The sequence below is a fragment of the Shinella sp. GW821-FHT10F02 genome (assembly GCF_058809275.1).
In genome coordinates this window covers 276,566-302,453 of sequence record NZ_JBXASL010000008.1, presented here as the reverse complement: position 1 = coordinate 302,453, position 25,888 = coordinate 276,566, and the positions used below count along the sequence as shown (strand labels likewise).

The 25,888-nt window shown below is 64.3% G+C and carries 27 protein-coding genes and 1 tRNA gene; 13 read left to right on the top strand and 15 right to left on the bottom strand.

What is annotated here, in order from left to right; all coding sequences use genetic code 11:
* Positions 1-163: 163 nt before the first annotated feature.
* Both modB and modC read left to right on the top strand, forming a co-directional pair.
* Positions 164-865: a molybdate ABC transporter permease subunit gene (modB, locus tag AC1RWL_RS24935; RefSeq protein WP_493095823.1), complete on the top strand. Its 702-nt coding sequence runs from the start codon at positions 164-166 to the stop codon at positions 863-865.
* Positions 862-1,935 (top strand): molybdenum ABC transporter ATP-binding protein, encoded by a 1,074-nt coding sequence (gene modC / locus AC1RWL_RS24930; protein WP_493095822.1) that lies wholly within the window; start codon positions 862-864, stop codon positions 1,933-1,935. Before modB ends, modC begins: the two co-directional genes overlap by 4 nt.
* Positions 1,936-2,037: 102 nt before the next feature.
* On the opposite strand, the gene AC1RWL_RS24925 is transcribed toward modC, so the two are convergent.
* Entirely contained in the window at positions 2,038-2,397 is a 360-nt protein-coding gene (locus tag AC1RWL_RS24925) for a winged helix-turn-helix domain-containing protein (protein WP_256118445.1), read from the bottom strand.
* A 116-nt stretch (positions 2,398-2,513) separates the two neighbouring features.
* Complete coding sequence (gene aptA / locus AC1RWL_RS24920; RefSeq protein ID WP_493095821.1) at positions 2,514-3,851, bottom strand: omega-aminotransferase AptA; 1,338 nt, start codon at positions 3,849-3,851, stop codon at positions 2,514-2,516.
* A gap of 144 nt (positions 3,852-3,995) precedes the next feature.
* Here aptA and AC1RWL_RS24915 point away from each other — a divergent pair, with 144 nt between their 5' ends.
* Positions 3,996-4,544 carry a cupin domain-containing protein gene (locus AC1RWL_RS24915; RefSeq protein ID WP_492650294.1) on the top strand — a complete coding sequence of 183 codons (549 nt, stop codon included), beginning with the start codon at positions 3,996-3,998 and terminating at the stop codon, positions 4,542-4,544.
* Between the two features lie 47 nt (positions 4,545-4,591).
* Here AC1RWL_RS24915 and AC1RWL_RS24910 read toward each other — a convergent pair whose 3' ends face one another.
* The 4 genes from AC1RWL_RS24910 to AC1RWL_RS24895 all read right to left on the bottom strand — a co-directional run bounded on the left by AC1RWL_RS24910 (position 4,592) and on the right by AC1RWL_RS24895 (position 8,628).
* Positions 4,592-4,780: a YegP family protein gene (locus AC1RWL_RS24910; RefSeq protein ID WP_493095820.1), complete on the bottom strand. Its 189-nt coding sequence runs from the start codon at positions 4,778-4,780 to the stop codon at positions 4,592-4,594.
* 95 nt (positions 4,781-4,875) lie between these two features.
* The gene (locus tag AC1RWL_RS24905; RefSeq protein ID WP_493158508.1) at positions 4,876-6,516 is read right to left on the bottom strand and encodes an adenylate/guanylate cyclase domain-containing protein; all 1,641 of its coding nucleotides are present in this window, start codon (positions 6,514-6,516) and stop codon (positions 4,876-4,878) included.
* A gap of 501 nt (positions 6,517-7,017) precedes the next feature.
* Positions 7,018-8,220, bottom strand: a complete 1,203-nt coding sequence (locus AC1RWL_RS24900; protein WP_493095819.1) for a calcium-binding protein — start codon at positions 8,218-8,220, stop codon at positions 7,018-7,020.
* A gap of 334 nt (positions 8,221-8,554) precedes the next feature.
* Positions 8,555-8,628, bottom strand: a tRNA-Gln gene (locus AC1RWL_RS24895).
* 247 nt (positions 8,629-8,875) lie between these two features.
* On the opposite strand from AC1RWL_RS24895, the gene AC1RWL_RS24890 reads away from it, so the two are divergent.
* The 3 genes from AC1RWL_RS24890 to AC1RWL_RS24880 are packed head-to-tail and all read left to right on the top strand — an operon-like array spanning position 8,876 to position 11,516.
* Positions 8,876-10,417, top strand: coding sequence for a Ppx/GppA phosphatase family protein (locus AC1RWL_RS24890; protein WP_493095818.1), 1,542 nt, complete (start codon positions 8,876-8,878; stop codon positions 10,415-10,417).
* Entirely contained in the window at positions 10,414-11,133 is a 720-nt protein-coding gene (locus tag AC1RWL_RS24885; protein WP_435268599.1) for an RlmE family RNA methyltransferase, read from the top strand. Before AC1RWL_RS24890 ends, AC1RWL_RS24885 begins: the two co-directional genes overlap by 4 nt.
* Positions 11,133-11,516, top strand: coding sequence for a VOC family protein (locus AC1RWL_RS24880; RefSeq protein ID WP_493095817.1), 384 nt, complete (start codon positions 11,133-11,135; stop codon positions 11,514-11,516). Before AC1RWL_RS24885 ends, AC1RWL_RS24880 begins: the two co-directional genes overlap by 1 nt.
* 6 nt (positions 11,517-11,522) lie before the next feature.
* Here AC1RWL_RS24880 and AC1RWL_RS24875 read toward each other — a convergent pair whose 3' ends face one another.
* Positions 11,523-12,926, bottom strand: coding sequence for a DHA2 family efflux MFS transporter permease subunit (locus AC1RWL_RS24875; RefSeq protein WP_256118452.1), 1,404 nt, complete (start codon positions 12,924-12,926; stop codon positions 11,523-11,525).
* 217 nt (positions 12,927-13,143) lie between these two features.
* Here AC1RWL_RS24875 and AC1RWL_RS24870 point away from each other — a divergent pair, with 217 nt between their 5' ends.
* On the top strand, positions 13,144-14,139 hold the full coding sequence (locus AC1RWL_RS24870) for an MBL fold metallo-hydrolase (protein WP_493095816.1): 996 nt from the start codon (positions 13,144-13,146) through the stop codon (positions 14,137-14,139).
* A 110-nt stretch (positions 14,140-14,249) separates the two neighbouring features.
* Here the strand turns inward: AC1RWL_RS24870 and AC1RWL_RS24865 are convergent, their stop codons facing one another.
* Positions 14,250-14,561, bottom strand: a complete 312-nt coding sequence (locus AC1RWL_RS24865; RefSeq protein ID WP_256118454.1) for a DUF1476 domain-containing protein — start codon at positions 14,559-14,561, stop codon at positions 14,250-14,252.
* Positions 14,562-14,843: 282 nt separating this feature from the next.
* On the opposite strand from AC1RWL_RS24865, the gene guaB reads away from it, so the two are divergent.
* The 5 genes from guaB (at position 14,844) to AC1RWL_RS24840 (ending at position 18,835) form a co-directional block, all read left to right on the top strand.
* Positions 14,844-16,340, top strand: coding sequence for an IMP dehydrogenase (guaB, locus tag AC1RWL_RS24860; protein WP_493095815.1), 1,497 nt, complete (start codon positions 14,844-14,846; stop codon positions 16,338-16,340).
* Between the two features lie 125 nt (positions 16,341-16,465).
* Positions 16,466-16,825 carry a hypothetical protein gene (locus AC1RWL_RS24855; protein ID WP_305111764.1) on the top strand — a complete coding sequence of 120 codons (360 nt, stop codon included), beginning with the start codon at positions 16,466-16,468 and terminating at the stop codon, positions 16,823-16,825.
* Positions 16,826-16,924: 99 nt separating this feature from the next.
* Positions 16,925-17,344: an MAPEG family protein gene (locus tag AC1RWL_RS24850; RefSeq protein ID WP_493095814.1), complete on the top strand. Its 420-nt coding sequence runs from the start codon at positions 16,925-16,927 to the stop codon at positions 17,342-17,344.
* 82 nt (positions 17,345-17,426) lie between these two features.
* Positions 17,427-18,302, top strand: a complete 876-nt coding sequence (locus AC1RWL_RS24845; RefSeq protein WP_493095813.1) for a dienelactone hydrolase family protein — start codon at positions 17,427-17,429, stop codon at positions 18,300-18,302.
* Positions 18,303-18,478: 176 nt separating this feature from the next.
* Complete coding sequence (locus AC1RWL_RS24840) at positions 18,479-18,835, top strand: hypothetical protein (protein WP_435268608.1); 357 nt, start codon at positions 18,479-18,481, stop codon at positions 18,833-18,835.
* A gap of 65 nt (positions 18,836-18,900) precedes the next feature.
* Here the strand turns inward: AC1RWL_RS24840 and AC1RWL_RS24835 are convergent, their stop codons facing one another.
* Genes AC1RWL_RS24835 through AC1RWL_RS24825 form a run of 3 tightly spaced genes read right to left on the bottom strand, consistent with a single transcriptional unit; the run spans position 18,901 to position 20,702 of the window.
* The gene (locus tag AC1RWL_RS24835; protein WP_493095812.1) at positions 18,901-19,470 is read right to left on the bottom strand and encodes a GNAT family N-acetyltransferase; all 570 of its coding nucleotides are present in this window, start codon (positions 19,468-19,470) and stop codon (positions 18,901-18,903) included.
* Positions 19,467-20,420: a LysR substrate-binding domain-containing protein gene (locus tag AC1RWL_RS24830; protein ID WP_256118460.1), complete on the bottom strand. Its 954-nt coding sequence runs from the start codon at positions 20,418-20,420 to the stop codon at positions 19,467-19,469. The genes AC1RWL_RS24835 and AC1RWL_RS24830 overlap by 4 nt, the downstream gene beginning before the upstream one ends.
* A gap of 33 nt (positions 20,421-20,453) precedes the next feature.
* On the bottom strand, positions 20,454-20,702 hold the full coding sequence (locus AC1RWL_RS24825; RefSeq protein ID WP_439616511.1) for a hypothetical protein: 249 nt from the start codon (positions 20,700-20,702) through the stop codon (positions 20,454-20,456).
* Here AC1RWL_RS24825 and AC1RWL_RS24820 point away from each other — a divergent pair.
* Positions 20,701-20,997, top strand: a complete 297-nt coding sequence (locus AC1RWL_RS24820) for a DUF1127 domain-containing protein (RefSeq protein ID WP_439616512.1) — start codon at positions 20,701-20,703, stop codon at positions 20,995-20,997. The genes AC1RWL_RS24825 and AC1RWL_RS24820 overlap by 2 nt on opposite strands.
* Positions 20,998-21,132: 135 nt before the next feature.
* Here AC1RWL_RS24820 and AC1RWL_RS24815 read toward each other — a convergent pair whose 3' ends face one another.
* The 4 genes from AC1RWL_RS24815 to AC1RWL_RS24800 form a co-directional block, all read right to left on the bottom strand.
* Positions 21,133-21,975 carry a DUF937 domain-containing protein gene (locus tag AC1RWL_RS24815; protein WP_493095811.1) on the bottom strand — a complete coding sequence of 281 codons (843 nt, stop codon included), beginning with the start codon at positions 21,973-21,975 and terminating at the stop codon, positions 21,133-21,135.
* A gap of 86 nt (positions 21,976-22,061) precedes the next feature.
* Positions 22,062-23,435, bottom strand: a complete 1,374-nt coding sequence (locus tag AC1RWL_RS24810) for a glutamate--cysteine ligase (RefSeq protein ID WP_493095810.1) — start codon at positions 23,433-23,435, stop codon at positions 22,062-22,064.
* A gap of 136 nt (positions 23,436-23,571) precedes the next feature.
* Positions 23,572-24,309, bottom strand: a complete 738-nt coding sequence (locus AC1RWL_RS24805) for a 16S rRNA (uracil(1498)-N(3))-methyltransferase (protein ID WP_493095809.1) — start codon at positions 24,307-24,309, stop codon at positions 23,572-23,574.
* 10 nt (positions 24,310-24,319) lie between these two features.
* Positions 24,320-25,822, bottom strand: a complete 1,503-nt coding sequence (locus AC1RWL_RS24800; protein ID WP_493095808.1) for an inorganic phosphate transporter — start codon at positions 25,820-25,822, stop codon at positions 24,320-24,322.
* Positions 25,823-25,888 lie beyond the last annotated feature (66 nt).

Here is a 25,888-nt window from a genome sequence, read left to right as displayed (position 1 = left end):
GTTTGTCGGGAAGTCCCAAACCCCGCACACGACACCCGTGACATGGATGGTCGGGTCAGGCCCGACCATGACTAAGGTGAGGTTTTGGGTCTTGTCGACGGTCCGGCCCCGGTTCAATCTCCGGGGCTTCCGGCATTTCGTCCGGCATTTCGAAGGAACCGACGTGGACTGGCTTGCCTTGAGCGATGAGGAATGGACGGCGATCCGGCTGAGCCTCAGGGTCTCGGCGGTTGCGGTTCTCGTCAGCCTGCCGCTCGGCATTCTGGTGGCGCTGGCGTTGGCGCGTGGCCGCTTCTGGGGCAAGTCGATCCTGAACGGCATCGTGCACATGCCGCTCATCCTGCCGCCGGTCGTCACCGGCTTCCTGCTGCTCGTGCTGTTCGGCCGGCGTGGTGCCATCGGTTCTTTGCTCGACGAATGGTTCGGCATCGTGCTGTCCTTCCGCTGGACGGGGGCGGCGCTTGCCTGCGGCGTCATGGGCTTTCCGCTGATGGTGCGCTCGATCCGGCTGTCCATCGAAGCCGTCGATCGCAAGCTGGAGGAGGCGGCCGGCACGCTGGGTGCAAGTCCCCTTTGGGTCTTCCTCACCGTCACCTTGCCGCTGATTCTCCCGGGCGTCATCGCCGGCATGATCCTCGCCTTCGCCAAGGCCATGGGCGAGTTCGGTGCGACCATCACCTTCGTCTCCAACATTCCCGGCGAAACCCAGACCCTGTCGGCCGCCATCTACACCTTCACCCAGGTGCCGGGCGGAGACGCAGGCGCCATGCGGCTCACCCTCGTCGCGATCGCTATTTCCATGGTCGCGCTGCTCGCCTCCGAAGTGCTGGCGCAACGCATCGGCCGCAAGGTGAACCTCGAATGAGCCTCGTCGTCGAAGCCTGCCACCGGCTCGGCGATTTTTCGCTGGATGCCGCCTTCAGCGCCGATGGCGGCGTCACCGCGCTGTTCGGCCGCTCCGGCTCGGGAAAGACCTCGCTGGTCCGCATCATCGCCGGCCTGACGCGCCCGGCGGAAGGCCGCGTGCTGCTCGGCGACGAGGTGTTGGTCGATACCGCGCGGCGCATCTTCGTTCCCGCCCACCGCCGCCGCTTCGGCTATGTTTTTCAGGAGGCGCGCCTCTTCCCGCACCTCACGGTCCGCCAGAACCTCCATTACGGCCGCTGGTTCTCGCCGAAAGGCGCACGCGCCGAAAATCCGGAGCGCATCGTCGACCTGCTCGGCATCGCCGACCTGCTCGATCGCCAGCCGGGCAACCTTTCCGGCGGGGAAAAGCAGCGCGTCGCCATCGGCCGCGCGCTGCTCGCTTCGCCCCGCCTGCTCCTGATGGACGAGCCGCTCGCCGCCCTCGACGAGGAGCGCAAGGCGGAAATCCTGCCCTATCTGGAGCGCCTGCGCGACGAGGTCGGCATTCCCATCGTCTATGTCAGCCATTCGGTGGCAGAAGTCGCGCGGTTGGCCGACCGGGTGGTGCTCATGGCGGGCGGGCGCATCGAGGCGGTCGGTGTCGCCTCCGACGTGCTCGGCGGCCCGCGCCTGTCGTCTGCCGCCGATCGCCGCGAGGCCGGCAGCGTGCTTTCCGGCCACGTCGAGGCGCGTGATGCCGCCCACGGCCTTGCCACCATCCGCCTCGATGGCGGCGCGACCATCCTCGTGCCGGGTGCTGCCGTTTCGCCCGGCGAGACGGTGCGGCTGCGCATCCCTGCTCGCGACGTCATGGTCGCGACCGTGCGCCCGGAAGGCCTCAGCGCGCTCAACATTCTGGAGGGCATCGTGGAGGCGATCGAGCCGGACGGCGAGGGCATGGCGAGCCTGCGCATCGCCTGCGGCGGCAATCCCGTCCGTGCCCGCATCACCGCATTTTCCGTCGAGCGCCTGGGCCTCGTGCCGGGCCTCTCCGTACACGCCGTCATCAAGACGGTGGCGCTGGAATAGAGCAATTCCAGGAAAAGTGCGTAGCGGTTTTGCGTCCGGAATTGCGTAAAAACAAAAAGATAGAGGGTTTTCGCGATTCGAAGAAAAGCGGAAACGCTCTCGTCAGTCGGCGAGCTGCCCGACGATCCAGTCGATATCGTCGGCAAGGGCTGCGCGCGCCTTCTCCTCCATCGCCTGGTAATGCGCGATCAGCGCCTCGCCGAAGGGGGTCAGCACAGCGCCGCCGCCCTGTTTTCCGCCGCGCTGCGATTCCACCACCGGCGCGCGAAACAGCCGGTTCATCTCGTCGACGAGCAGCCAGGCCCGGCGATAGGACATGTCCATCGCGCGCCCACCGGCCGAAATCGAGCCGGTATCCTTGATATGCGAGAGAAGCTGGATCTTGCCCCGGCCGAGGCGCCCCTCCGGCTCGAACTGGAGACGGAAGATGATTTTCGGTTCGGTCTTGGCGGATGCTGACATGAATGTGGGCCCGTACTGCTACGGGCCCAGCTATAACAGCGTTTTTCGCAAATTGCAGTCGAAGCAATTCCAGGAAAAGTGTGAAGCGGTTTTCCGCCCGGAATTGCGTAAAATACTTAAGCCGCGCGCTTCAACGCATCGCCGAGGATCGAGACGATATCCTCGAAGTGCTGCTTTTCCGCGATCAGCGGCGGCGAGAAGGCGATGATGTCGCCGGTCACGCGGATGAGCAGGCCCTTTTCGAAGCAATCGACGAAGACGTCATAGGCGCGCGTGCCGGGTGCCCCGTCGCGCGAGGCAAGCTCGATGCCGGCGATCAGGCCGATCGTGCGGATGTCGATGACATGCGGCAGGCCCCTCAGCGAATGCATCGCAGTCTGCCAGTCGTCCTCAAGCTCGGCGGCGCGGGTGAGCAGGCCCTCGTCGCGGTAGATGTCGAGCGTCGCGATACCCGCGGCGCAGGCCGCCGGATGGCCGGAATAGGTATAGCCATGGAAGATCTCGATGGCGTTCTCCGGCCCATGCATCAGCGCATCGTGCACCTTGCGGCTGGAGAAGACCGCGCCCATCGGGATCGCGCCGTTGGTGAGGCCCTTGGCGGTCGTCACCAAATCCGGCGTCACGCCGAAATAGTTCGTGGCGAAGGATGCGCCGAGACGGCCGAAACCGGTGATGACTTCGTCGAAGATCAGGAGGATGCCGTGCTTGTCGCAGATCGCGCGCAGTCTTTCGAGGTAACCCTTCGGCGGGATCAGCACGCCGGTGGAGCCGGCGACAGGCTCGACGATGCAGGCCGCGATGGTTTCCGCGCCATGCAGCGCCACCAGTCGCTCCAGGTCGTCGGCAAGCTCGGCGCCGTGCTCCGGCTGGCCCTTCACGAAGGCGTTCTTCGCCAGGTCATGGGTGTGGCGCAGGTGGTCGGAGCCCGGAAGCTGCGGGAAGACGCGGCGATTGTTGATGATGCCGCCGACCGAAATGCCGCCGAAACCGACGCCATGATAGCCGCGCTCGCGGCCGATGAGGCGCGTGCGCGTGCCCTGGCCGATCGCCCGCTGGTAGGCGATGGCGATCTTCAGCGCGGTGTCGACCGATTCGGAACCGGAACCGGTATAGAAGATGCGGTCGAGCTTGGCGCCTTCCGGGCCGGGCGCGATTTCGGCCAGCCGCTCGGCAAAATCGAAGGCGATCGGATGGCCCATCTGAAAGGAGGGCGCAAAATCCATCTGGGTGAGCTGGCGCTCGACGGCGGCGGCGATCTGCCGGCGGCCGTGGCCGGCATTGACGCACCAGAGGCCGGCCGTGCCGTCCAGCACGCGGCGCCCGTCGGCGCTCGTATAATACATGCCTTTGGCGGCAGCGAGCAGGCGCGGTGCCGCCTTGAACTGGCGGTTGGCGGTAAACGGCATCCAGTAGCTGTCGAGCACCGGTGCATTGGGCTTGTTGTGGGCGTTCATGGCAGATCTCCTCTGGCTGGAGCGATAGACGCCATGATTTGCGATGCCGAACAAGTCCTTTTCTGGTTGACGTCAAGCTATTGAAAAGAAAGGATATGAAAGTCGGGAATTGCGATATTCCGAACATCTAGAACAGGAAAGATCATGTCGGTCGATATCGGGGGCAGGCTGCGCCATCTGCGTCTCGCCCACAATCTGTCGCAGCGCGAGCTCGCCAAACGCGCCGGCGTCACCAATTCGACGATCTCGCTGATCGAATCGAATGCCTCCAACCCGTCCGTCGGCGCGCTGAAGCGCATTCTCGACGGCATCCCCATCGGCCTTGCGGAATTCTTCGCCTTCGAGCCGGACCGGCCGAAAAAGGCGTTCTACCGGGCGGACGAACTGGTCGAGATCGGCAAGGGCCCGATCTCCTTCCGCCAGGTCGGCGACAATCTCTTCGGCCGCAGCCTGCAGATCCTGAAGGAGTGTTACCAGCCCGGCGCCGACACCGGAAAGGTGCCGCTGGTGCACGACGGCGAGGAGGGCGGCATCGTGCTCTCCGGCCGGCTGGAAGTGACCGTCGACGACGAGCGCCGCATCCTCGGCCCGGGCGACGCCTATTATTTCGAAAGCCGCCGGCCGCACCGCTTCCGCTGTGTCGGCCCGGTGCCCTGCGAGGTCATCAGCGCCTGCACGCCGCCGACCTTCTGAACGGCAAAAAGCCCGCCGGTGGCGGGCTTTTCGAGGGTTAGACCTGATCAGGCCTGCGCTGTCGTCGTGTCTTCGACGGGCGCGCTGGGGCCGTTCTTCTTGATCGAATCGATGGCGTTCTGGGCGCTCGCCTTGCTGGAATAGCCTTCCGTGGAGAACATCACTTCGCTGTTATACTTGAAGCGAACGCGAAACTCGCCAGCCTTGTCCTTGTAGATCTCGAACTTGTGCGCCATAGGTTGTCCCCTCCGTGCAGGTGTGAATCGACATGTGCAACCTGCCAGTCGGGCAAACCGCTGACAAGAGTGCCGTAGATTTCTGTGGTGGAGAGTTAGCCGGCCACAGGAGCAGCGAGAAGCAAACGAAGCTCCTCGCTTTCGCGAAAACACGCGACCTCGATCGGCTCCTGTTTGCCGGCCAGCAGCACGGGCGCAAAGTCGAAAACCTGCTCCGGACCGGCCGCCATCAGGATCGCCTCCCGGGAGGCCACCATCGTGGCTTCCAGCCGCTTGGTCTGCGCCTCCAGGCGCGCCGCGACATTGCCGGTATCGCCGAGGAAGGGCATGCCCTCCAGCCCGCCCGTCCATTCCGTGCCGACGACCGCGACCCCGACATGCAGGCCGATGCCGACCCGCAACGGCTCGTTCAGCTCCTGCTGCAGGTCCTCGTTCAGGGCATCGATGCCCTCCCACAGTCGAAGCGCCGCGCGAAAGGCGTCGCGCGCCGCATCATGCGTCGGGCCGTCCGTGTCGAAGACGCTCATGACGCCATCGCCGGCAATGTTGGTGACATGGCCGCCGCTTTCCCGCACGGCCGTGGAGACCGCCTTGATGTAGCGCTCGACGATGAAAAAGGTGTCGTACGGCAGGCGGTCGTCGGCAAGCCGGGTGGACTGGCGCAGATCGACGAAAAGTGCTGCCACTTCGGTTTCCCGGCGGGCCGAGGCAACCTGCGCGAACGCGCCGCCCTTCGTCTGCGCCGCGGTGGCGGAATGCACCAGCGGCACGACGGCGAGGTCGTGTTTGGGCCGGATCTGGCAGGCGAGCCGGATCGATGGCGGCGCCCCGATCCGCCGCAACAGGCGCTCCTCGTCGCCCGCCGCTGCCGGCAAGGCCTCGCCGCCGGCGACGATCTCGACGCGACAGGTCGAGCACCGGCCGCGGCCGCCGCAGACGGAAGCATGCGGGATACCACACCAGCGGCTCGCCTCCAGCACGCTGAAGCCGACCGGGACGGAGACGGTGCGCGGGCCGGGATAGGTGATCTTGACCGAGCTGAACCGCGAGGAATGCCAGTCGCGTGCCATGCGCAGCACGAGGATGCCGCCGAGCAGCGCGAGGTAGCCAAGCGTAATGCGGTCGGCGATCGCATTGGCCTGCGCCGTCGCATCGGCGGCGGCCGAACCCGGGGCGTCGTAAGCACCCGGCGACAGATAGTCCACGCCCAGGGCGGCAAGCTCGCGCATGTCGAGCCCGGCATTGACGAAACCGAGGATCGCCAGCACGGGCACCAGCGTCGCAAGCGACATCAGGACCGGAACATGGCGCGCATACCATTGTTTGGTTCGAAGCCACGCCCGCACGCCAAGACAGCCGTGAATCCACACGGCAAGGATCAGCAGCAACTGCCGCGGCAGGCCGATCTGGGGGTTGGCGACCCACAGCGCATAGATGATCTTGTCGAAACCGACCCGGGCGTCATAGACGCTTTTCAGATAGGCGATCGAACCGGCATGGGCGAAGAGCACGGCGGGTATGGCCAGGCCGAGGATCAGCTGCACCGCATCGACTGGCGGCAACCGCAGATGCCGCCGCCGATAGAGCGCGCGCAAGCCGAGCGCGGCATGAATGCTCATCGAGCCGTAGAGCAGCACCCGCCCCGGCGCGCTCTGCCACGGGTCGAAAAGCACTAGGCTCGCCATGTCCATGGCCTCCACGGAGCGAATGCCGAACGCCTGGTTCAGAAGATGCATCGTCGCATAGAGAAACAGGACCAGCCCGGTCCAAAGCCGAAGCCGCCGCAAAAACGCCCTTGAGGCCGCCGGCCGCCCATCGCTTTCGCCGCGAAACCCCTGCCGTGGCGCCCCCACGTCGCTCAAGCGAAAGCCCCGCCAAATCTATCGGCAAACCACCGGCGCATGCACATCATAGACAACACTCTCGGCGCAGATCCGCTCTTTTCTGACCCAACTAGTGACTCGGCCCCCGATTGCAACCGGAATCCGGTACGACTCCCCGCGAATGCTAACAGCATTCCGGCAATCGAAGGGAAAATATACGGGAAAAGAGATTGGCTGGGGAACCTGGCTCGGCAGTTCATTCCGCACGTTTCGAGCCGCCGACCAGCTCACCAGAGGGTCGCCAGCTTGATCACGCCGCCAAGCTAGCGGCTTCGCTCGTCCATGACGAAGCCAGCAAGCCGCGCGAGAAGGGGCCGACCTGAAACGAGCCTGGTCGGCCGTACTCGCTCTACTTTACGCTGTCAGGAACCAATCGGAGTTAACGTCTCCGATCGCAACTCCGATCAACGTCACGGTGCCGCCGCCAGAGAGCTCGAGGATCGCGTCGCCATTGGCGCTCTCACCGACGGTATAGGTTTGCCCACTGAGCTTGATGAAATCGCGGTCGGCCTCGAAGTCGCGGATCACGTCGTTGCCCTCGGCCTTGCCGAAGACAAACGTGTCCGCCCCGGCACCGCCATACAGGTTGTCATTTCCCAGGCCGCCATCGAGAATGTCTTTACCAGCCCCGCCAAAGAGCACGTCGTTGCCCATATTGCCGAACAACTGATCGTTGCCGTCGCCACCTGAAACGGTGTCATTGCCAGCGCCACCGAAAACCTCGTCGTTTCCAGCACCGCCGCCCAAGACGTCATCGCCATTCGCGCCCTTCAGCAAATCATTGCCACTGCCGCCCCAGACCGTGTCTCGCCCATCGCCTCCATAGAGCGAGTCATGACCGCCGCCGCCAAACAAAGCGTCATTGCCGATGCCTCCATACGCGGCGTCATTTCCTTCGCCTGCATAGATTATGTCGTTGCCCTGCTCGCCATAAAGAACATCGGCGTGATTGCCGCCCCCGATCGTGTCATCGCCAGTGCCACCGTTGACGGTATCGTTGCCGCCGCCGGCGAAGAGGGCGTCGTTGCCGCCACCGCCCGCCATGATGTCTTGCCCGCCCGAGCCGCGCAGGAAGTCATCGCCATCCGTGCCTGTAACCTTTGTTGGCTGTGGGTCGGGACGCGGATCGGGATCGGGGGTTTGCGTGTCTGTGATGAACTGAGCGGTGATTTCCAGGTATTGTCCAGGGAGCCAATCGAGCGAACCAGGCATCGTGATGGTAAAGGACTGTGCCGTATAGGTGATATTTGCAGCTGTTAACCCTGCGACATTGGTCGACAGCGTAAAGCCGACGATATCCGGCACGTCATCGATGCCAATATCGCTGATCGTGAATGCGTCACCAGGGGCGAACGAGATGCCAAACGACGAATTCATGTCGAATCGTATGGTCTTGTTGTCGACGTTGAAGGCTCCCACATCAAAGTCGCCCGAGATCAGAAACTCTGCGTCTTGGCCGGGCTGCTCAGTGAAAAGCGTTATCGCGTCGGATCCTGGCATAACCGGAGAAACGAACCGATATTCGAGTGTCGACCCTTCAAATCCTGTGGCACTCATAACTAACCCTTTCGAAACATGTGTGAATCACGGTGCTACCAGCGGATGCACACGATGAGAAGCGCGCGCCCGTCGAATGTCAAAATTGTCCGACTTAGCCACTCTGCCCGGGTCTTCACTCGATAATTGAGAGCTCGGCGCGGCGGCGATATGCTCTCGCAGGTCTTCAGCATTTTCCGGAAAAAGGTCCAGCGTCGCGCGCGACGGTTTCACGCTGCACCCCTGTCGTTACGTAACAGGGAGCCGTTGGAAATGCGGGGACTGGCGCAATATGAAAATCCAGGCCAGCCTCAAAGAGGGTGGCCGAACGCTTTGGATTTCTCTCGGAAGTTTTTGGCTGGGGAACCTGGATTCGAACCAAGATTAACGGAGTCAGAGTCCGTCGTTCTACCGTTGAACTATTCCCCAGCAACGGTTCCGGCTGGGCCGGCGCCTGTGAGGCGGGCTTATAAACAAAAGGCGGGGAGATGCAAATGGTTTTTTTGGGAAAATCGTTGCTGGGCTTTCGTGGGCGGGTTCGGGCCGCAGGTGTCGTCGGTCCGTCATAAAAAGAATTTGGCGAACGGGCCGGGCGCTGGTAATGTCGCGCCAACGAAGATCGAGAGAGCGCCTGCTTGCAGCTTTATGAGCTTTGCGCGGCGCCATAGGCAGCAACGTGAACGACCCCGACAGCGGCGTGAAGCCGTCCGTTTCCGGGGCGCGAGATGCGGAAGATACGGGGCGTCCGAAGCGGTCGCGCCGTCGCAAGGGAAAACAGAAGGGCGCAACAAGTCCCTCTGCCGTTTCCCTGTCCGCAGGCCAGGCGACCGGTGTATCCGGATCGGCTGAGCGCCCCAAGGCCAATGAGGCCGGTGATTCCACGCGCAGGAACAAGCGCCGCCGACGCAGTAAAACTGCCGGCAGCGAAAACGTGCGCCCGCTCGCGCCCGTCGGCCAGCGAGAACTTCCCGATCAGGGTACGGCCGAAGGCCGCCGCAACCGGCGCAAGAACCGTGGCAAGAAGGCGCCGCGCGCCGTGCCGCTCGTTGCCGAAGCGGCCATCGTGCAGCACCCGGCGGTCGAGCAGGCCAACGGAGAGCGGCCCGCCTTCCACATGCCGGAACCGCGGCGCGATTCGGCGGCCCACCGGCCGGCCGATCGCGACGTCTACGATGCGCCGCTTTATGCGGCACTCGACCTCGGCACCAACAATTGCCGCCTGCTCATCGCCCAGCCGACCCGGCCCGGCCAGTTCCGCGTCGTCGATGCCTTTTCGCGCATCGTGCGGCTCGGCGAGGGCCTGGCTGCGAGCGGCCAGCTTTCCGACGAGGCGATGGACCGTTCCGTCGAGGCGCTGAAGATCTGCGCCGCGAAACTGAAGAACCGCAACATCCGCCGCGCACGCCTCATCGCCACCGAAGCCTGCCGGGCGGCGGTGAACGGCGAAGCGTTTCTGGAGCGGGTGCTGGAAGAAACCGGGCTCGACCTGGAGATCATCAACCGCGAGACCGAAGCGCGGCTGGCGGTGTCCGGCTGCTCCTCGCTCGTCGGGCGGGAGGCGAAGTCGGTCGTGCTGTTCGATATCGGCGGCGGGTCTTCCGAAATCGCGGTCATCCGCATCGGTGACAACCGCTCCAGCCGGCTTGCCAACCACATCACGCACTGGACCTCGCTGCCGGTCGGCGTCGTCACGCTTTCCGAACGCCATGGCGGGCGCGACGTGACGCCCGAGAGTTTTGCGGGCATGGTCTCGGAAGTCGAGGGCATGCTGGCGAATTTCGATTGCCCGGGCGATGTCGCGCGCGTCGCACCCGAGGATTTCCACCTTATCGGCACGTCCGGCACGGTCACGACGCTGGCCGGCGTGCATCTCGACCTGCCGCGCTACGATCGCCGCCGGGTGGATGGCGTCTGGCTGTCCGACGACGAAGTGACCGCAATGCAGGCGCGGCTGCTCTCCTGGGATTTTTCCGCCCGCGCGGCCAATCCCTGCATCGGCCCGGACCGGGCGGATCTCGTGCTCGCCGGCTGCGCCATTCTGGAAGCGATCCGCAAGCGCTGGCCGTCGCGCCGCATGCGCGTCGCCGACCGGGGCCTGCGCGAAGGCCTGCTCACCGACATGATGGCCGATGACGGCGTCTGGCGCCGCGGCCGCCACCGCCGCAACCATCGCGGCGGCCCCCGCAACCCGGCAAAGCCCGAAGGACAGGCGTCATGACCAAGCCCCCGATCGGCCGCAAGCTCGGCCAGAAGGTCAAGAAGGGCAAGCTCAAGGCGTCGTCCCGCCGCTGGATCGAGCGCCATATCAACGATCCCTATGTGCAGCGCGCCAAGCTCGAAGGCTATCGCGCGCGCGCGGCCTTCAAGCTGCTGGAGATCGACGAGAAGCACCATATCCTCGCCGGCGCCCGGCGCATCATCGACCTTGGTGCGGCGCCCGGAAGTTGGTCGCAGATCGCCGCCAAGGTGACGGATTCGACCGATGCCGACCCGCGCGTCGCGGCGATCGACTTTCTGGAGATGGACCCGCTTCCGGGCGTGCGCATCCTCCAGATGGACTTTCTGGAGCCCGATGCGCCTGAAAAACTCATCGAGGCGGTCGGCGGCACGCCGAACCTGGTGATCTCGGACATGGCGGCGCCGACCACCGGCCATCGCCAGACGGACCATATCCGCACCATGCATCTGTGCGAGGTCGCAGCCCACTTCGCAATCGAGGTGCTGGCCGAGGGCGGGCACTTCCTGGCGAAGACCTTCCAGGGCGGCACGGAGCGCGACCTGCTCAACCTGCTGAAGCAGAATTTCAAGCAGGTCATCCATGTGAAGCCCGGCGCTTCGCGCGCCGAATCGGTGGAAATGTTCCTGCTCGCCAAGGGGTTCAAGGGCCGCAAGGCAAGGGACGACGAGGCGGCGGCGACGGAAGAAGACGCCTGATGCTGCTCTACACCACCGTCGGCACCAACGACCTGCAACGCGCCGGCCGCTTCTATGACGCCATCCTGCCGCTCATCGGCTATCGCAGGCAGAAGGAAGGGGTGGACGAGATCGGTTATGCGGCCGACGAGGACGTGCGCGCCCGCTTCTGGGTCGTGGAGCCGTTCAACCGCGAACCGGCAACCTTCGGCAACGGCGTGACCATCGCGCTCGTCGCCCCGACCCGCGCGGCGGTCGATGCCTTCCATGCCGCCGCCCTTGCGCAGGGCGGCACCGATGAGGGTGCGCCAGGCCTGCGCCCGTTCCATGCGAATTTCTACGCCGCCTTCATCCGCGACCACGACGGCAACAAGCTCGCCGCCGTTTGCGAACAGCCGGAATAACCGGCCCTACTTCACCGCCGCCGTTTCCTCTGCCTCCAGCCGATGGCCGGAGACCGTGGCGCCGGCGTTCTTGGCCATGGCGATGAAGGGGATGACGGCAGTGAGCGTGATCGCCGATATGACCATGAAGGCAATCTGGAAATCGCGCAGCTCCAGCGCCGAGCCGGTAAGCGAGGTCTCGATTTCGAGGATCGCGCCGGCCACCGCGACGCCCATGGCAAGGCTGATCTGCTGAAGCACGGCGCTCATCGAGGTTGCCTTGCTGGCGTCCTCGTCCGGAATGTCGGCGAAGGAGAGCGCGTTCACGCTGGTGAAGAAGAAGGAGCGCGCAAAGCCTGCGACGAGCAGCACCAGCGCCATGAACCAGAAGGGTGTCGCGGGCGTGAAGAGGCCGTTGACGAAGGTCAGCGCCGTGCCGCAGAGGCAGGCGATGATCAGGGTCGTGCGGAAGCCGGCGAAGGTCAGCACGCGCTTGGCGAGGAATTTTGTGGTGAGCGCACCGACCGCGCCGGTGAAGGTGACGAGGCCGGACTGGAACGGCGATAGGCCGAAGCCCACCTGCAACATCAGCGGCATCAGGAAGGGCACCGCGCCGACGGAGATGCGAAACAGCGTGCCGCCGACGGAGGCCGCGCGAAACGCGCTGTCGCGGAAGAGTTTCAGGTCGAGCAGCGGAGCGGGATGGCGCCGCGCGTGGCGCACATAGAGCACGCCGCAGAGAAGCCCGACGAGGGTCGAGACGATGCCGATGATCGGCGGCAGCGCCGGAAGGCTGACGACCGACAGGCCGAACATAGTGCCGGAGGCGGCGACGGCACTGAGGAAGAAGCCGAGCCAGTCGAGCGGCGGGGGTGCTGCGGCGCGGATTTCCGGCAGGTAGATGCCGGAGAGGATATAGCCGACGATGCCGACCGGCACGTTGATCAGGAAGATCCAGTGCCAGGAGAAATAGGTGGTGATGAAGCCGCCGAGCGGCGGGCCGGCAAGCGGGCCGACGAGGGCCGGAATGGTGAGCAGCGCCATGGCCGAGACGAGCTCGGAGCGCGACGTGCTGCGCACCAGAACGAGGCGGGCGACCGGCGTCATCATCGCGCCACCCATGCCCTGCAGGAAGCGCGAGACGACGAAGGCGACGAGGCTGTCGGCGACGGCACAGAGGATGGAGCCGCCGACGAAGACGAGGATCGCCAGGCGAAAGATGCGTTTGGCGCCGAACCGGTCGGCCATCCAGCCGCTCAAGGGAATGAAGGTCGCGAGCGACACCATGTAGGAGGTGAGCGCGAGCTTGAGCGTGATCGGTCCCACCCCCAGATCCGCGGCGATCGCCGGCAGCGACGTGGAGATGACGGTGGAGTCCATCTGCTCCATGAAGAGCGCGACGGCGAGGATGAGGGGGACGATACGGTTCATCAGGCAATCGGGTTTGAGGCCCTCGTGCAGGCCCGCCCGTCTTCTGCGCCCCTTGTTGCCGTCTGTCAAATCGCTCGCTTCACAAGGCCGTGATGGGGCGTGCCCGGATCGTGACAGCGCCCTAGATGGACGCATGTCATCTTCATGCCGATGCCGTGCCCTACAACCGGCCATGCAGATTTTTCACGAACAGCTTTTCACAAAAAGAGGACACTCCATGGGAGACACTTCGACAATTTCGCGCCGCTCCTTGTTTCTGGCCGCCGGCGTCAGCACATTGGCCGCACCGCTGCTGCTCAACCGCGGGGCGGCCTTCGCCCAATCCGACACGGATGCCACCGACATGAGAGTAAGCCCCCTCGAAACACGCAGCTTCAAGCTCGGCAGCTTCCGCGTGCTCGTCGTGCGCGACGGCATGCGCCCCTCCGGCGCGCCGAACGAAACCTTCGGCATCAACCAGTCGGCCGATGCCGTGGGCGCGCTGCTGGCGGAAAACTTCCTGCCGGCTGACCGCTTCGTCAACAGCTTCGCGCCGACGCTCGTCGATACCGGCAGCGAAGTCGTGCTGTTCGATACGGGCATGGGCGAGGGCGGCCGGGAGGCCGGCATGGGGCGCCTGCTCGAAGGCTTGAAATATGCCGGCTACACGCCGGACCAGGTTTCCGTGGTGGTCATCACCCATATGCATGGGGACCATATCGGCGGGCTGATGGAGGGCGGAAAGCCGGCCTTCCCGAATGCGCGCTATGTCGCCGGTCGCACGGAATATGATTTCTGGGTCAATCCCGAGCGCATGGGCACGCCGGCCGAACAGGGTCACCAGGGTGTGCTCGCCAAGGTGCAGCCGCTCGCCGAAAAGCTCACCTTCATCGAGGATGGCGGCGCGGTCGTGCCCGGCATCACCGGGCTGGATGCCTTCGGCCATTCGCCGGGCCACATGATCTTCCGCGTCGAATCGGAGGGCAGGGCGATCATCCTGACGGCCGACACGGCGAACCACTACGTGCTGTCGCTCCAGCGGCCGGATTGGGAAGTGCGTTTCGACATGGACAAGGCGCAGGCGGCGGCCACCCGGAAGAAGGTCTTCGACATGATCGCGACCGACAAGCTCGCCTTCATCGGCTACCACATGCCGTTCCCGGCAGCCGGTTTTGTCGAGAAGGCCGGCGAGGGCTATCGCTTCGTGCCTGTCAGCTACCAGTTCGATATCTGATTTATTTCTCGCAATTCCGAACGCAAAACCGCTTCACACTTTTGCTGGAATTGCTTTTGAATCAAAACGGCCCGCCTCATCATGGGCGGGCCGTTTCGTCAAAAAACCGATCAGTAGCCGCCGCGCATCTCGCGGGCTACATCCTTCAGCATCACGACCATGCGGTCGCGCAATTCTTCGTCGGGACAGTTGACGCCCGCCGAGCGCAAGTCTGCGCGAATACGGTTGAAGGCGCCGTCGGGTGCTGCGACATCGGCCACGGCCAGTTCGCGGGCATATTGCTCACCATCGGGACGGCGCATGGTATTGGCGGCCCACAGGCCGATGAGAGCATTGCGGCGGGCCTGAGCCTTGAACTGAAATTCCTGCTGATAGGCGAATTCGTCTTCGAGTGCGCGTGCTCTCTTCTTCAGTGCAGACATTGTTATTCCCCGTTTTCTCTGGTTGTTTCTTGCTGTTGGCCTTTCTGTCCTGGCCACGAAAACGGTTATACATGCGAAGATTTAAAAGAACGCCAGCAGGCACGGCTAAAAAATCGTCAACGCGGCAATGCGCGCCACCGGGCCGCTTTTGCTATTCCCAACCCGTCATGAACGTGTTACCAGCCCTCGCCAACTTCCAAGAATTTCTTGCAAGCGACCGAGGCGGACAACTCCCAATGTTCCCCTTGGTGCGTAAGCTTTACCCTTAAAGGAACTTGGCCCATGGCGCGCATCATAGAAACCGCAACCGGTCTCGAAGCTCTCACTTTCGACGACGTTCTCCTGCAGCCCGGTCACTCCGAGGTCATGCCGGGCCAGACGAACATCGCGACCCGCATCGCCCACGATTTCGAGCTCAACCTGCCGATCCTCTCTTCCGCCATGGATACCGTGACGGAAAGCCGTCTCGCCATCGCCATGGCGCAGGCCGGCGGCCTCGGCGTCATCCACCGCAACCTGACGCCCGCCGAACAGGCCGAGGAAGTCCGCCAGGTCAAGAAGTTCGAAAGCGGCATGGTCGTCAATCCGGTGACGATCGGCCCCGACGCCACGCTCGCCGACGCGCTCTCGCTGATGAAGGCGCATGGCATTTCCGGCATCCCGGTCGTCGAAAACGGCGGCAACGGCAAGGCCGGCCGCCTCGTCGGCATCCTGACGAACCGCGACGTGCGCTTCGCCTCCGATCCGAACCAGAAGATCTACGAACTGATGACCCGTGAAAACCTCGTCACGGTGAAGGAAAGCGTCGACCAGCAGGAGGCCAAGCGCCTGCTGCACTCGCACCGCATCGAGAAGCTGCTGGTCGTCGACGGCGACGGCCGCTGCGTCGGTCTCATCACGGTCAAGGACATCGAGAAGTCGCAGCTCAACCCCAATGCCTCGAAGGATGCGCAGGGGCGCCTGCGCGCCGCCGCCGCCATCTCCGTCGGCGACGACGGTTTCGAACGCGCCGAGCGCCTCATCGATGCCGGCGTCGATCTCATCGTCGTCGATACCGCGCACGGCCATTCGCAGCGCGTCCTCGACGCCGTAGGCCGCGTCAAGAAGCTCTCCAACTCCGTTCGCATCATGGCCGGCAACGTCGCGACATCGAGCGGCACCAAGGCGCTGATCGATGCGGGCGCCGACGCCGTCAAGGTTGGCATCGGCCCGGGCTCGATCTGCACCACCCGCATCGTCGCCGGCGTCGGCGTGCCGCAGCTTGCCGCCATCATGGCCTCGGTCGAGGCGGCGCATGCCCAGGACATTCCGGTCATCGCCGACGGCGGCATCAAGTTCTCCGGCGACCTCGCGAAGGCCATCGCTGCCGGCTCCTCGGCCGTCATGATCGGCTCGCTGCTCGCCGGCACGGATGAAAGCCCGGGCGAAGTGTTCCTTTACCAGGGCCGCTCCTTCAAGGCCTATCGCGGCATGGGCTCCGTCGGCGCCATGGCGCGCGGCTCGGCAGACCGCTACTTCCAGGCGGAAGTGCGCGACACGCTGAAGCTGGTGCCGGAAGGCATCGAAGGCCAGGTGCCTTACAAGGGTCCGGTTTCGGGCGTGCTGCACCAGCTCGCCGGCGGCCTCAAGGCCTCGATGGGCTATGTCGGCGGCCACGACATCAAGGACTACCAGGAGAAGGCGACCTTCGTGCGCATCTCCGGCGCTGGCCTTCGCGAAAGCCACGCCCATGACGTGACGATCACCCGCGAAAGCCCGAATTATCCGGGCGCCGTCTGATTGTTCGGCATCTGCTGATAAGCCTGAAAATGCCCGGCCTTGCCGGGCATTTCCGTCTTCACGGACTTGTGATTCCTGCTAGGATCGGGCACCGGCAATCTCGCCGGCTTCATCTGGGGGACATCATGAAGAAGATACTGGCTGGCGCCCTTCTGGGCCTTGCGCTGGTCGCGCCTGCACACGCGCAGACGGTCAATGCCGGCACCTACAATGTGGAAGGCACCAACCTCGACGGCTCCGCCTATAACGGAACGGCGACGATCGAGCTGACGAGCGAAACGACCTGCTCGATCGAATGGCATACCGGCTCGACCACCTCGAACGGCATCTGCATGCTCTACGGTGACGCCTTCGCTGCCGGCTACGTGCTCGGCGATGCCGTCGGCCTCATCGTCTATAACGTCCAGGGCGACGGGTCGCTGCATGGCGCCTGGACGATCAGCGGACAGGACGGCTCCGGCACGGAAGTCCTGACCCCGCAATAACACGCTTTCCCCTTCGGCTTGTCGGAATGGCCCTTTCCGGTTGAGGCTTCGGCCGGAAACCCCTATGCATCGGTCGCAACGACAAGCCGAAGGATCCTCATGTCTCCCACGGAAGCCACGATCTGGCCGATGATCGCGCATGTCGCGCTCGTCTTCTGCCTCTATTTGCTGCTCTCGCTCCGCCGCGTCAGCGCCGTCAAGGATGGGCGCGCGAGTGTCTCCCAGTTTCGCGAGAACCGCGAGGAGCCGGCCGAAAGCCTCATCGTCAAGAACTGCCTCGCCAACCAGTTCGAGCTGCCCGTGCTGTTCTATGCGGTCAGCATCCTGCTTTACCTGGTTGATGCCGATAATCCGGTGACGGTGGCGGGCGGCTGGCTGTTCGTGGCGCTGCGCTATGCGCATGCGTATGTGCATGTCACCAGCAACCGCATCCGCTACCGCCGGCCGCTGTTCATCGCGGGCCTCGCCGTCGTCGGCCTGCTGTGGATCTGGCTTGCCACCTGGCTCGCCTTGACCTGACCTTACGGTAACGCAGTTGTGTTCCGCGGCAGCGCCTCGGCGGCCTATCTTATCTTCCGAAAAGTCAACCGGAGGATCCGCCATGGACAAGCCGAAGATCACGCAGGCAATGATCAATGCCTATGACGAATATACCCACCTGACGCTCGACCGCCGCCGCTTCATGGAACGCCTGACGGCGCTTGCGGGCTCGGGCGCTGCCGCAGCCGCCATCGCGCCGCTGCTTGCGGCCAATTCGGCGAGCGCCGAGATGATCGCCGCGGACGACCAGCGCCTCACCGCCAAGGATGTCGTCTATGGCGGCAGCAGCGGCGAGATGAAGGGCTATGTCGTGCGCCCGACGGAGGCGACTGGTCCGCTCGGCAGCGTCATCGTCATCCACGAGAACCGCGGCCTCAACGCCCATACCCGCGATGTCGCGCGCCGCATGGCGCTCGAAGGGTTCATCTCGCTCGCCCCGGATTTCCTGTCGCCATCCGGCGGCACGCCGGACAATGAGGACCAGGCGCGCGAACTGATCGGCAAGCTCGATCCGGCGGTGACGGTGGCCAATGCCGAGGCGAGCCTGAAATTCCTGGCCGAGCTCGAGGGCGCCAGCGGCAATGTCGGCGCGATCGGCTTCTGCTGGGGCGGCGGCCTCGTCAATCGCTTCGCCACCAAGTCGCCGGAACTGAAGGCCGGCGTCGCCTATTACGGCGCGCAGCCGCCGGCGGAAGACGTGCCGGCCATCAAGGCGGCGATGATGATGCACTATGCCGGGCTCGACGAGCGCATCAATGCCGGCATCGACGCCTATCGCGCGGCGCTGGAAGCGGACGGCAAGACCTTCGAGATCCACATGTATGACGGCGTCAACCACGCCTTCAACAACGACACTTCCGCCGCCCGCTACGACAAGGCGGCAGCGGACCTCGCCTGGCAGCGCACCGTGGACTTCCTGAAGAAGAATCTCGCCTGACGGTTGCTCGCCTCGAATAAAGCAAATAACTGATCCGTTTGAGAAAACGGGGCCAGGCTCTAGCGAGCCCGGCCCCGTTTCTTTAGGGGCAACAGAACCATCGCGCGCATGCGGCCAAGCAAAAGATTGCGGCATCAGGTCAGCGATTTCATCATCACTCGAACAGGATCATTCCCGTGAAGTTTATCGCTACCAAATCGATCGCCGCGCTTGCAGCGGCGGCGCTGTTCATCTCTGCGCCGGTCGCCTTCGCCGCCGGCATGAAATTCGATATCAAGAACGACTCCGGCTACATCATCGACGGTTTCTACACCGGCGAGGGCGGCGAATGGAGCGCCAACTGGATGAACTTCAAGCTCAGCGCCAACGAAACGGCGAACATGGAGTTCAACTATGACGGCCCCTGCGACATCGAATTCTACGTGACCTGGGAAGCCGAGGACGGCTCCAGCATCAAGGGTGACGAGACGACGATCAACATCTGCGAGGCCAGCACCATCTATTTCGATGGCAAGGAAGCCACCTACGACTGATCGCTCGCGTATCGTGAGGAACGGCAGCCCCGGTGAGGCAACGCACCGGGGCTTTTTCTTGGGGTTTATTCGGGGATGGTGAGCCGCATGGCACAGCGCGTGTCGCGCGCCAGCCCGTGTTCGGCTTCCAGCGTGAGCAAGCTGTCAAGGCGCGGCGAGAGGTCGGCCTCGTCCAGCGTGCGGAAACCGAGCCGCTCGTAATAGGGGCAGTTCCAGGGGATGGTGCGGAAGGTGGTGAGCGTCACGGCGGCAAGCCCGCGCGCGGCCGCCTCGTCGATGGCGCGCCGGATCAGCTTGCGGCCGATGCCGAAACCCTGGTGCAAGTGATCGACGGAAATCTCTTCGATATGCAACTCGCCATCGGCCACCTCCGCACTCAAAAAGCCGACGGGGTAGTCGCCGTCGGCCGCGGCCACGAAGTTCGTTCCCTGCGCGATCATCTCCTGGTGCCGTTCGGCGCTCTGCACCTCGCCGACGGCAAGCCAGGAGAAGGCTTCGATCAGCTTGAAAGCCTGCGCGGCGGAGCGTTCGATCTGCCGGAGCGTCTCGACTTCATCTGCGCGGGCAAGCCGGATCGTCACCTTCGACGGCCCGGCCTTGCCAGCGGGAATGCCGTCGAGGGGGAGCTGCGTCACCATCCCGGCAGGATATTGCCCTGCCGCGCCCGCGGCATGCGCGGAAACACCTTCACTTCGGCTTCCGGCAGGTCGTCTGCGGCCGAAAGCGGCGTGATGTTATCGAGACAGGCCGTGATGTGGCTGGTGATGGCATTGGAGAGCGAGGGCGAGAGGCCCGGCCGCCGCATGATGCCGATCTGCACGGGGGCGAGCGGCGGGAAGCCGTCCGCCTGCGTCAGCACCTTCATGCCGGGGCGCAGCGCCGATTCCGGCAGCACGGAGACCGCCATGCCCGCCATGACGGCGGCGGCGACGACGGTCGACGACCAGCTGGTGAACAGGACCTGGTAATCGCGCCCGACGGAATCGAGCGCCGCGCAGGCAATCTGCCGCCATTGGCAATCCCGCCGGCCGACAGCGAGCGGCACCGGCGCGTTTTCGGGCAGCGGATGGTTGGCCGACATGACCCAGCAGAGCGGCTCGGTGCGCACCACGTCCGACTGGCGCTGGCGCGGATTGTGGGTGACGAGTGCGATGTCGAGCTCGCCCTTGGCCATCTTTTCCGCAAGGTCCACCGAGGGTTCGCAGACGATGTAGAGCTCGACATTCGGATGCGTCTTGGCAAACCGCATGATGATTTCCGGCATGTAGCGGTCGGCATAATCGTCCGGCGTGCCGATGCGCAGCATGCCTTCCAGGCGGTTGTCGTCGAAGGCGGCGATGGCCTCGTTGTTGAGGCGGAGCATGCGGCGCGCGAAGTTGAGCAGCCGGTCGCCTTCCGCGGTCAGCCGGTTGCCGCGGCCGTCCTTCATGAAGAGCTGCTTGCCGATGCGCTCTTCGAGACGTCGCATCTGCATGGACACGGCCGACTGCGTCTTGAAGACCCGCTCGGCGGCGCGGGTGAAGCTTCCGGTATCGGCAATCGCGACGAAGGTCTGGAGCTGGTCGATGTCTAAGGGAGCGGACATGGATACACCCATAAGATTGTTTGATTGATACTATTAGAAACATTCGTTGGACTGATCAATGGCTTTCTGCGAAAAAGCAATTGTTGAACGATTGACGCCGTAGCCGATCAGTCGCTTGGCAGGATCTGCCGCTTTCGCCACGACCTCCCGGCAAAGGGCTCTTCTTGGAAACCGGATATTTGAACCGCCGCCCGGCCCCTGCTGGCGGTGAATGATCACAGGCGCCGCGCGAAACCCCATTGAAGGACGATGGATCGCCGAGCCGGAAAGGAGAAATGCCATGCGCATGATCGACCGCAGACTGGAAATCGATATTCTCGCGAAGCGCCGTCAGGCCCCGAGCGTCCTCGTCCGTGTCCGCAATGCCGCCTACAGCTTTGCTCGCGCCTGGCAGAATCGCCGCGTGATCAACCGGTTGAGCGAACTCGACGACCACCAGCTCCTCGACATGGGGCTGCGCCGCAGCGACGTCCGGGAGGTCATGACCTCCTCGTTCTTCTCCGATGCCGGCCTCTACCTGACGATCGCGGCGCGCGAGCGCGCCCGCCGTCATCTGCGCAATGGCCGCATGGATTGATTTCCCTTGGTGTCGTCCCCGCTCCCGGGACGGCGCCGCACTTCCCCGCAGGGTGAGAGCCAATAACCCTGCCGCTTGCCCGGCGTGCGACTCCCAAGGTCCGCGTCGGGCTTTTTCAATTTTCCCGCCGAAATGTCAGGGCTTCTTGCTGCCGTCCGTGTCCATGCCGTTGCGCATGGTCTCGAAGATCGACTCGATGTTGCGCTGGTAATCCTTCTGCATGTCGAGGCCGGCATCGAACATCGTGTTGACGAAGCTCGTCAGCGAATCCGCCGGTGAGGCGGCCGGTTCGCTCGGCTTGGCGGTCGCCGCCGGCTGGCCGCCCATATTCGCCATCATGTCCTGGAACGCCTTGGCGAAAGGATTGTCGGTGAAGGGGTTGGCGGCCGGCGCGTCCTTCTTCTGGCCGCCGCCGAAGAATTCCTGCGCGGCCTGGGTGAAGGGATTGTCGAAGGGGTTGGCCGGCGTCGGCTTCTTGGCGAAACCCGTCGCCTCCGCCCATTGCTGCATCATGTCGGCAAAGGGATTGGCCTGCGTCGTGCCGCCGGGCATGAAGGGGGCGAAGGACTGCTTGAAGATACCGCCCATCAGCGTGCTCGCCATCACGGGCAGCATCTGCTTGTAGATTTCCTGGCCGATGCCGGTCATCTGCGCGGCCTGCGCGGCGATGGCGCGCGACACGTCCTTGTTGCCGAAGAGATGGCCGAGAATGCCGTTGCCCTCGGCCATGCCCTGCGGCGTGAAGGCCTTGCTGACATCCTCGAAATATTTGGCGTGCTCGCCGGAGGTAACCGCCGTCATGAAGGCGGCGAGATCATAGGGATTGGCGGCGTTGCGCTTGAAGCCCTCGGAAAAGGCCGGCATCAGCGCGGCGACGGCTTTCGCCGCCTGTTCCTGCGCCAGCCCGAACTGCCGCGCCATGATCTCCACGGCATTGCCGTTCTGCGCCTGCATCATCATGTCGTAGAGCGAAAGCATGGGCAGACCCCTTCCCGTTAGCAGGCATGTCCCTGCACTATAACGGGAATTTCGGCCGCGCAAACCGCTTTTTCAGGACGCAGGGCTCAGTACTGGTAGTCTGTGAAGACCGGCTCGACCGAGCCGTTCCAGCGGCCGTTGTAGAGCGCCAGCATGTCTTCCGCGAGCGTCGCCTTCTTCGCCAGCACCTCATCGAGCGGTGCGAGGAAGATCGTCTCGTCGACGCCGTCGCCATTGAGGCGGGCGCGGGCCTTCAGGCCCTCTCGGGAGATCGACACGACTTCGCGCGCGACATCGAGCAGCGGCTTGCCGCGGAAATCGGCCCGGAGGCCCTGTGCCGGCACCGCATCGCGCAGCGCCTGGACTTCGTCCACCGCCCAGTCGCGGGTGAGCGCCTCGGCGGCATCGAGCGCGCCGTCGTCATAGAGCAGGCCGACCCAGAAGGCGGGCAGCGCACAGATGCGCCGCCACGGGCCGCCGTCGGCGCCGCGCATTTCGAGGAAGCGCTTCAGGCGCACATCGGGGAAGAGCGTCGAGAGATGGTTCGTCCAGTCGCCGAGGTTTGGCTCCCAGTCGGCAAGCTCGCCCTTCAGCGCACCGGCCATGAACTGGCGGAAGGTGATATGCGTGCAGTCGTGGTACTTGCCGTTGCGCACGACGAAATACATCGGCACGTCGAGCGCCCACTCCACGTAATCGATAAAGCCGAAATCCGGCTTGAAGGCGAAGGGGATGAGGCCGGCGCGGTTGTTGTCCGTGTCGCGCCAGATATCGCCGCGCCAGGAGAGCAGGCCGTTCGGCTTTCCCTCGGTGAAGGGCGAGGAGGCGAAGAGGGCGGTCGCCATCGATTGCAGCTTCAGCGACACCTGCATCTTGCGGCGCATGTCGACCTCGGAGGAGAAGTCGAGGTTCACCTGGATGGTGCAGGTGCGGTACATCATGTCGAGACCCTGGCTGCCGACCTTCGGCATGTAGCGGGTCATGATGTCGTAGCGGCTTTTGGGCATGCGCGGCGTCTCAGCGGCCGTCCATTTCGGGCTGCCGCCCATGCCGAGGAAGCGGATGCCGAGCGGCTCGGCGATTTCGCGGAGCGTCGCCAGATGCTGGTTCGATTCCTTGCAGGTCTGGTGCAGGTTTTCCAGCGGCGCGCCGGAAAGCTCGAACTGGCCGCCGGGCTCCAGCGAGATCGCGCCCATGCCGGTGGGTTCGGCAAGGCCGATGATGTTGCCGGCATCCACGATCGGCTCCCAGCCGGTCTTGGCCTGCATGCCGTTCAGAAGCGCCGAAATGCTGGCTTCGCCGAAATAGGGCACCGGACTGTTGTCGGCCGTAAAGAAGACGAATTTCTCATGCTCGGTGCCGATACGGAACTTCTCCTTCGGCTTGTTGCCGTCGGCGAGGTATTCCGCCATGTCTTGAACGGTGCGGACCGGCGTCTGGTCGGTGGTATCACGGGCCATGGGCGTCTTCTTCTGAATGGATGCGCCCGGCGGAGCCGCTGGGCATAGGAGGGTGCTTGGACCGGAATTAGATGCGGTGCAAGCGAATTCCTTTCAAGGCAGATTCAAAAAAACCCAATCGACTTTTCGGCCGAATTTAGCTCCAGTCGCCGATCGCCGCCTGGATGACGGCCATCGCCGCGACGGCCGCGGTGTCGGCGCGTAGGATGCGGGGGCCGAGCGGAATGGCCGTCACGAAATCGAGGCTGCGCAGGAGCGCACGCTCCTCGTCGGAAAATCCGCCCTCCGGGCCGACCAGCAAGGCGAGCTTGCGCTCCTCGATCGCCTGCAGCGCCGGCAGCGGGTTCTGGCTGCCATGGCTCTCGTCGCAGAAGATGATGCGGCGCTCGCGTGGCCAGTTGGCGAGGAGATCGTCGAGCTTGCGGGGCGCGGCGACGGTGGGGATCGCCAGGATGCCGCACTGTTCGGCCGCCTCGACCGCATTGGCCTCCAGCCGCTCGATGCTGGTGATCTTGCCCTGCACATGCTGGGTCATGACGGGCTGGAGCACGCCGGCGCCCATTTCCACGGCCTTCTGCACGAGATAATCCAGCCGGCCGACCTTCAGGGGGGCGAAGAGATAGTGCAAATCCGACGGTGCCGGTTGCGGGCGGGTCTGCTCGACGGGGATCAGCAGCAGGCGCTTGCGCGTCGGCAGCGAAAGCGTCGCCTGCCATTCGCCGTCGCGCCCGTTGAACAGCAGAACGGCATCGCCATCCGCCATGCGCAGCACGTTGCTCAGATAGTGAAAATGCTCCTTCGATGCCTCGATGGCATGGCCTGAAACAAGGGCGTCGCCGACGAAAAGGCGCTGCATCCGGTAATTGGCACGCATGGCTTGTCTCTCAAGTAAAGAGCGCGTTGAACACGAGGAAGACGATGGCCGACAGGATGGCCGAAACGGGCAGGGTCACGATCCAGGCCGAAACGATCGTCATGAAATGCGAGCGGCGCACGAGATAGCGCCGGCGCGTCTCGTCGGGATTGGCCGTCGGTTCTTCCGGCGCGATGCCGTTGCCGCGGTTGCGGATATAGTCGATGCGGCGCTGCGAATTGCGCGTGTACCATTCGCGAAACAGCCCGACCCCGAAGACCGCGCCGACGGCGATATGGGTCGAGGAGACCGGAATGGCGAAGGCGGAAGCGGTGAGCACGGCGACGGCCGAGGAGAGGGCCACGCAGAAGGCGCGCATCGGGTTGAGCTTGGTGATCTCGTTGCCGACGATGCGGATGAGGCGCGGGCCGAAAAGCAGCAGGCCGAGCGAAATGCCGAAGGCACCGATCACCATCACCCAGAGCGGGATCACGTTCTGGCCGTCGGCGCTGCCGGCGCGCAGAGCCGACACCACGCCATAGAGCGGCCCGACGGCGTTCGACACGTCGTTGGCGCCGTGCGCAAAGGAAAGCAACGCGGCGGAACAGATCAGCGGAATGCGAAAGAGCGTGCGCAGCGACTGGTTGCGGTTGTCGAGGCCTTCCGCATGGCGGCGGATGATCGGCCGCGTGACGACATAGGTGACGATGCCGAAGACGAGGCCGACGACGAGCGCCCGGCCGATCGGCACATAATAGAAGCCGTTGGTGCCGCCATTGGCGATGAAGGCGGCAAAGGCGCCGGCCATGAGGGCGACGAGCACGGGAACCCAGGTCTTGGCCGCGGCGATCTTGTCCTCGCGGTAGATAATGAATTCCTTGATGAAATAGAGAAACAAGGCCGCGATGATGCCGCCGAGGATCGGCGAGACGGTCCAGCTCACCACGATGACGGCGATGGCGTCCCATTGCACACTGTGAAAGCCGCTCGCCGCCGCACCCGCGCCGATCACGCCGCCGATGATGGAGTGGGTCGTGGAGATCGGCGCATTGGCGAGCGTCGCGATATTGATCCAGAGCGCGGCGGAGACCAGCGCCGCCATCATCGCCCAGGCGAAGACCTCGGGGCTCGGGAAGATCGCCCGGTCGACGATGCCGGAGGCGACAGTCTCGGCGACGCCCTGGCCGGCCAGAAGGGCGCCCGCGATCTCGAAAATGGCGGCGATGACGAGGGCGGTGCCCATGCTCATGGCGCGCGCGCCGACGGCGGCACCCACATTGTTCGTCACGTCGTTGGCGCCGATGTTCATGGCCATGTAAGCGGCAAGGGCGGCGGTGACGGCAATCACCAGCACGCCCGGCGTGCCGGTGGCGAAACGATCGGCGACGGCCATGGTGATCAGCAGGAAGACCAGCGAAATGCCCACACCCGTCCAGGACTTCAGCACGAAGTGCGTCGCCTGTTCGGTGAAGGTGAATTTTTCGAGGTCCTTGTCCAGCGTGGGCTTGCCGCGCTGGACCTGTGAATTGGCCATTCAAGCTGCTCCGTTTTGCCCAGACGCACTATCGCTTCAAGGCATCGGCGGCAATATGGCAATGAT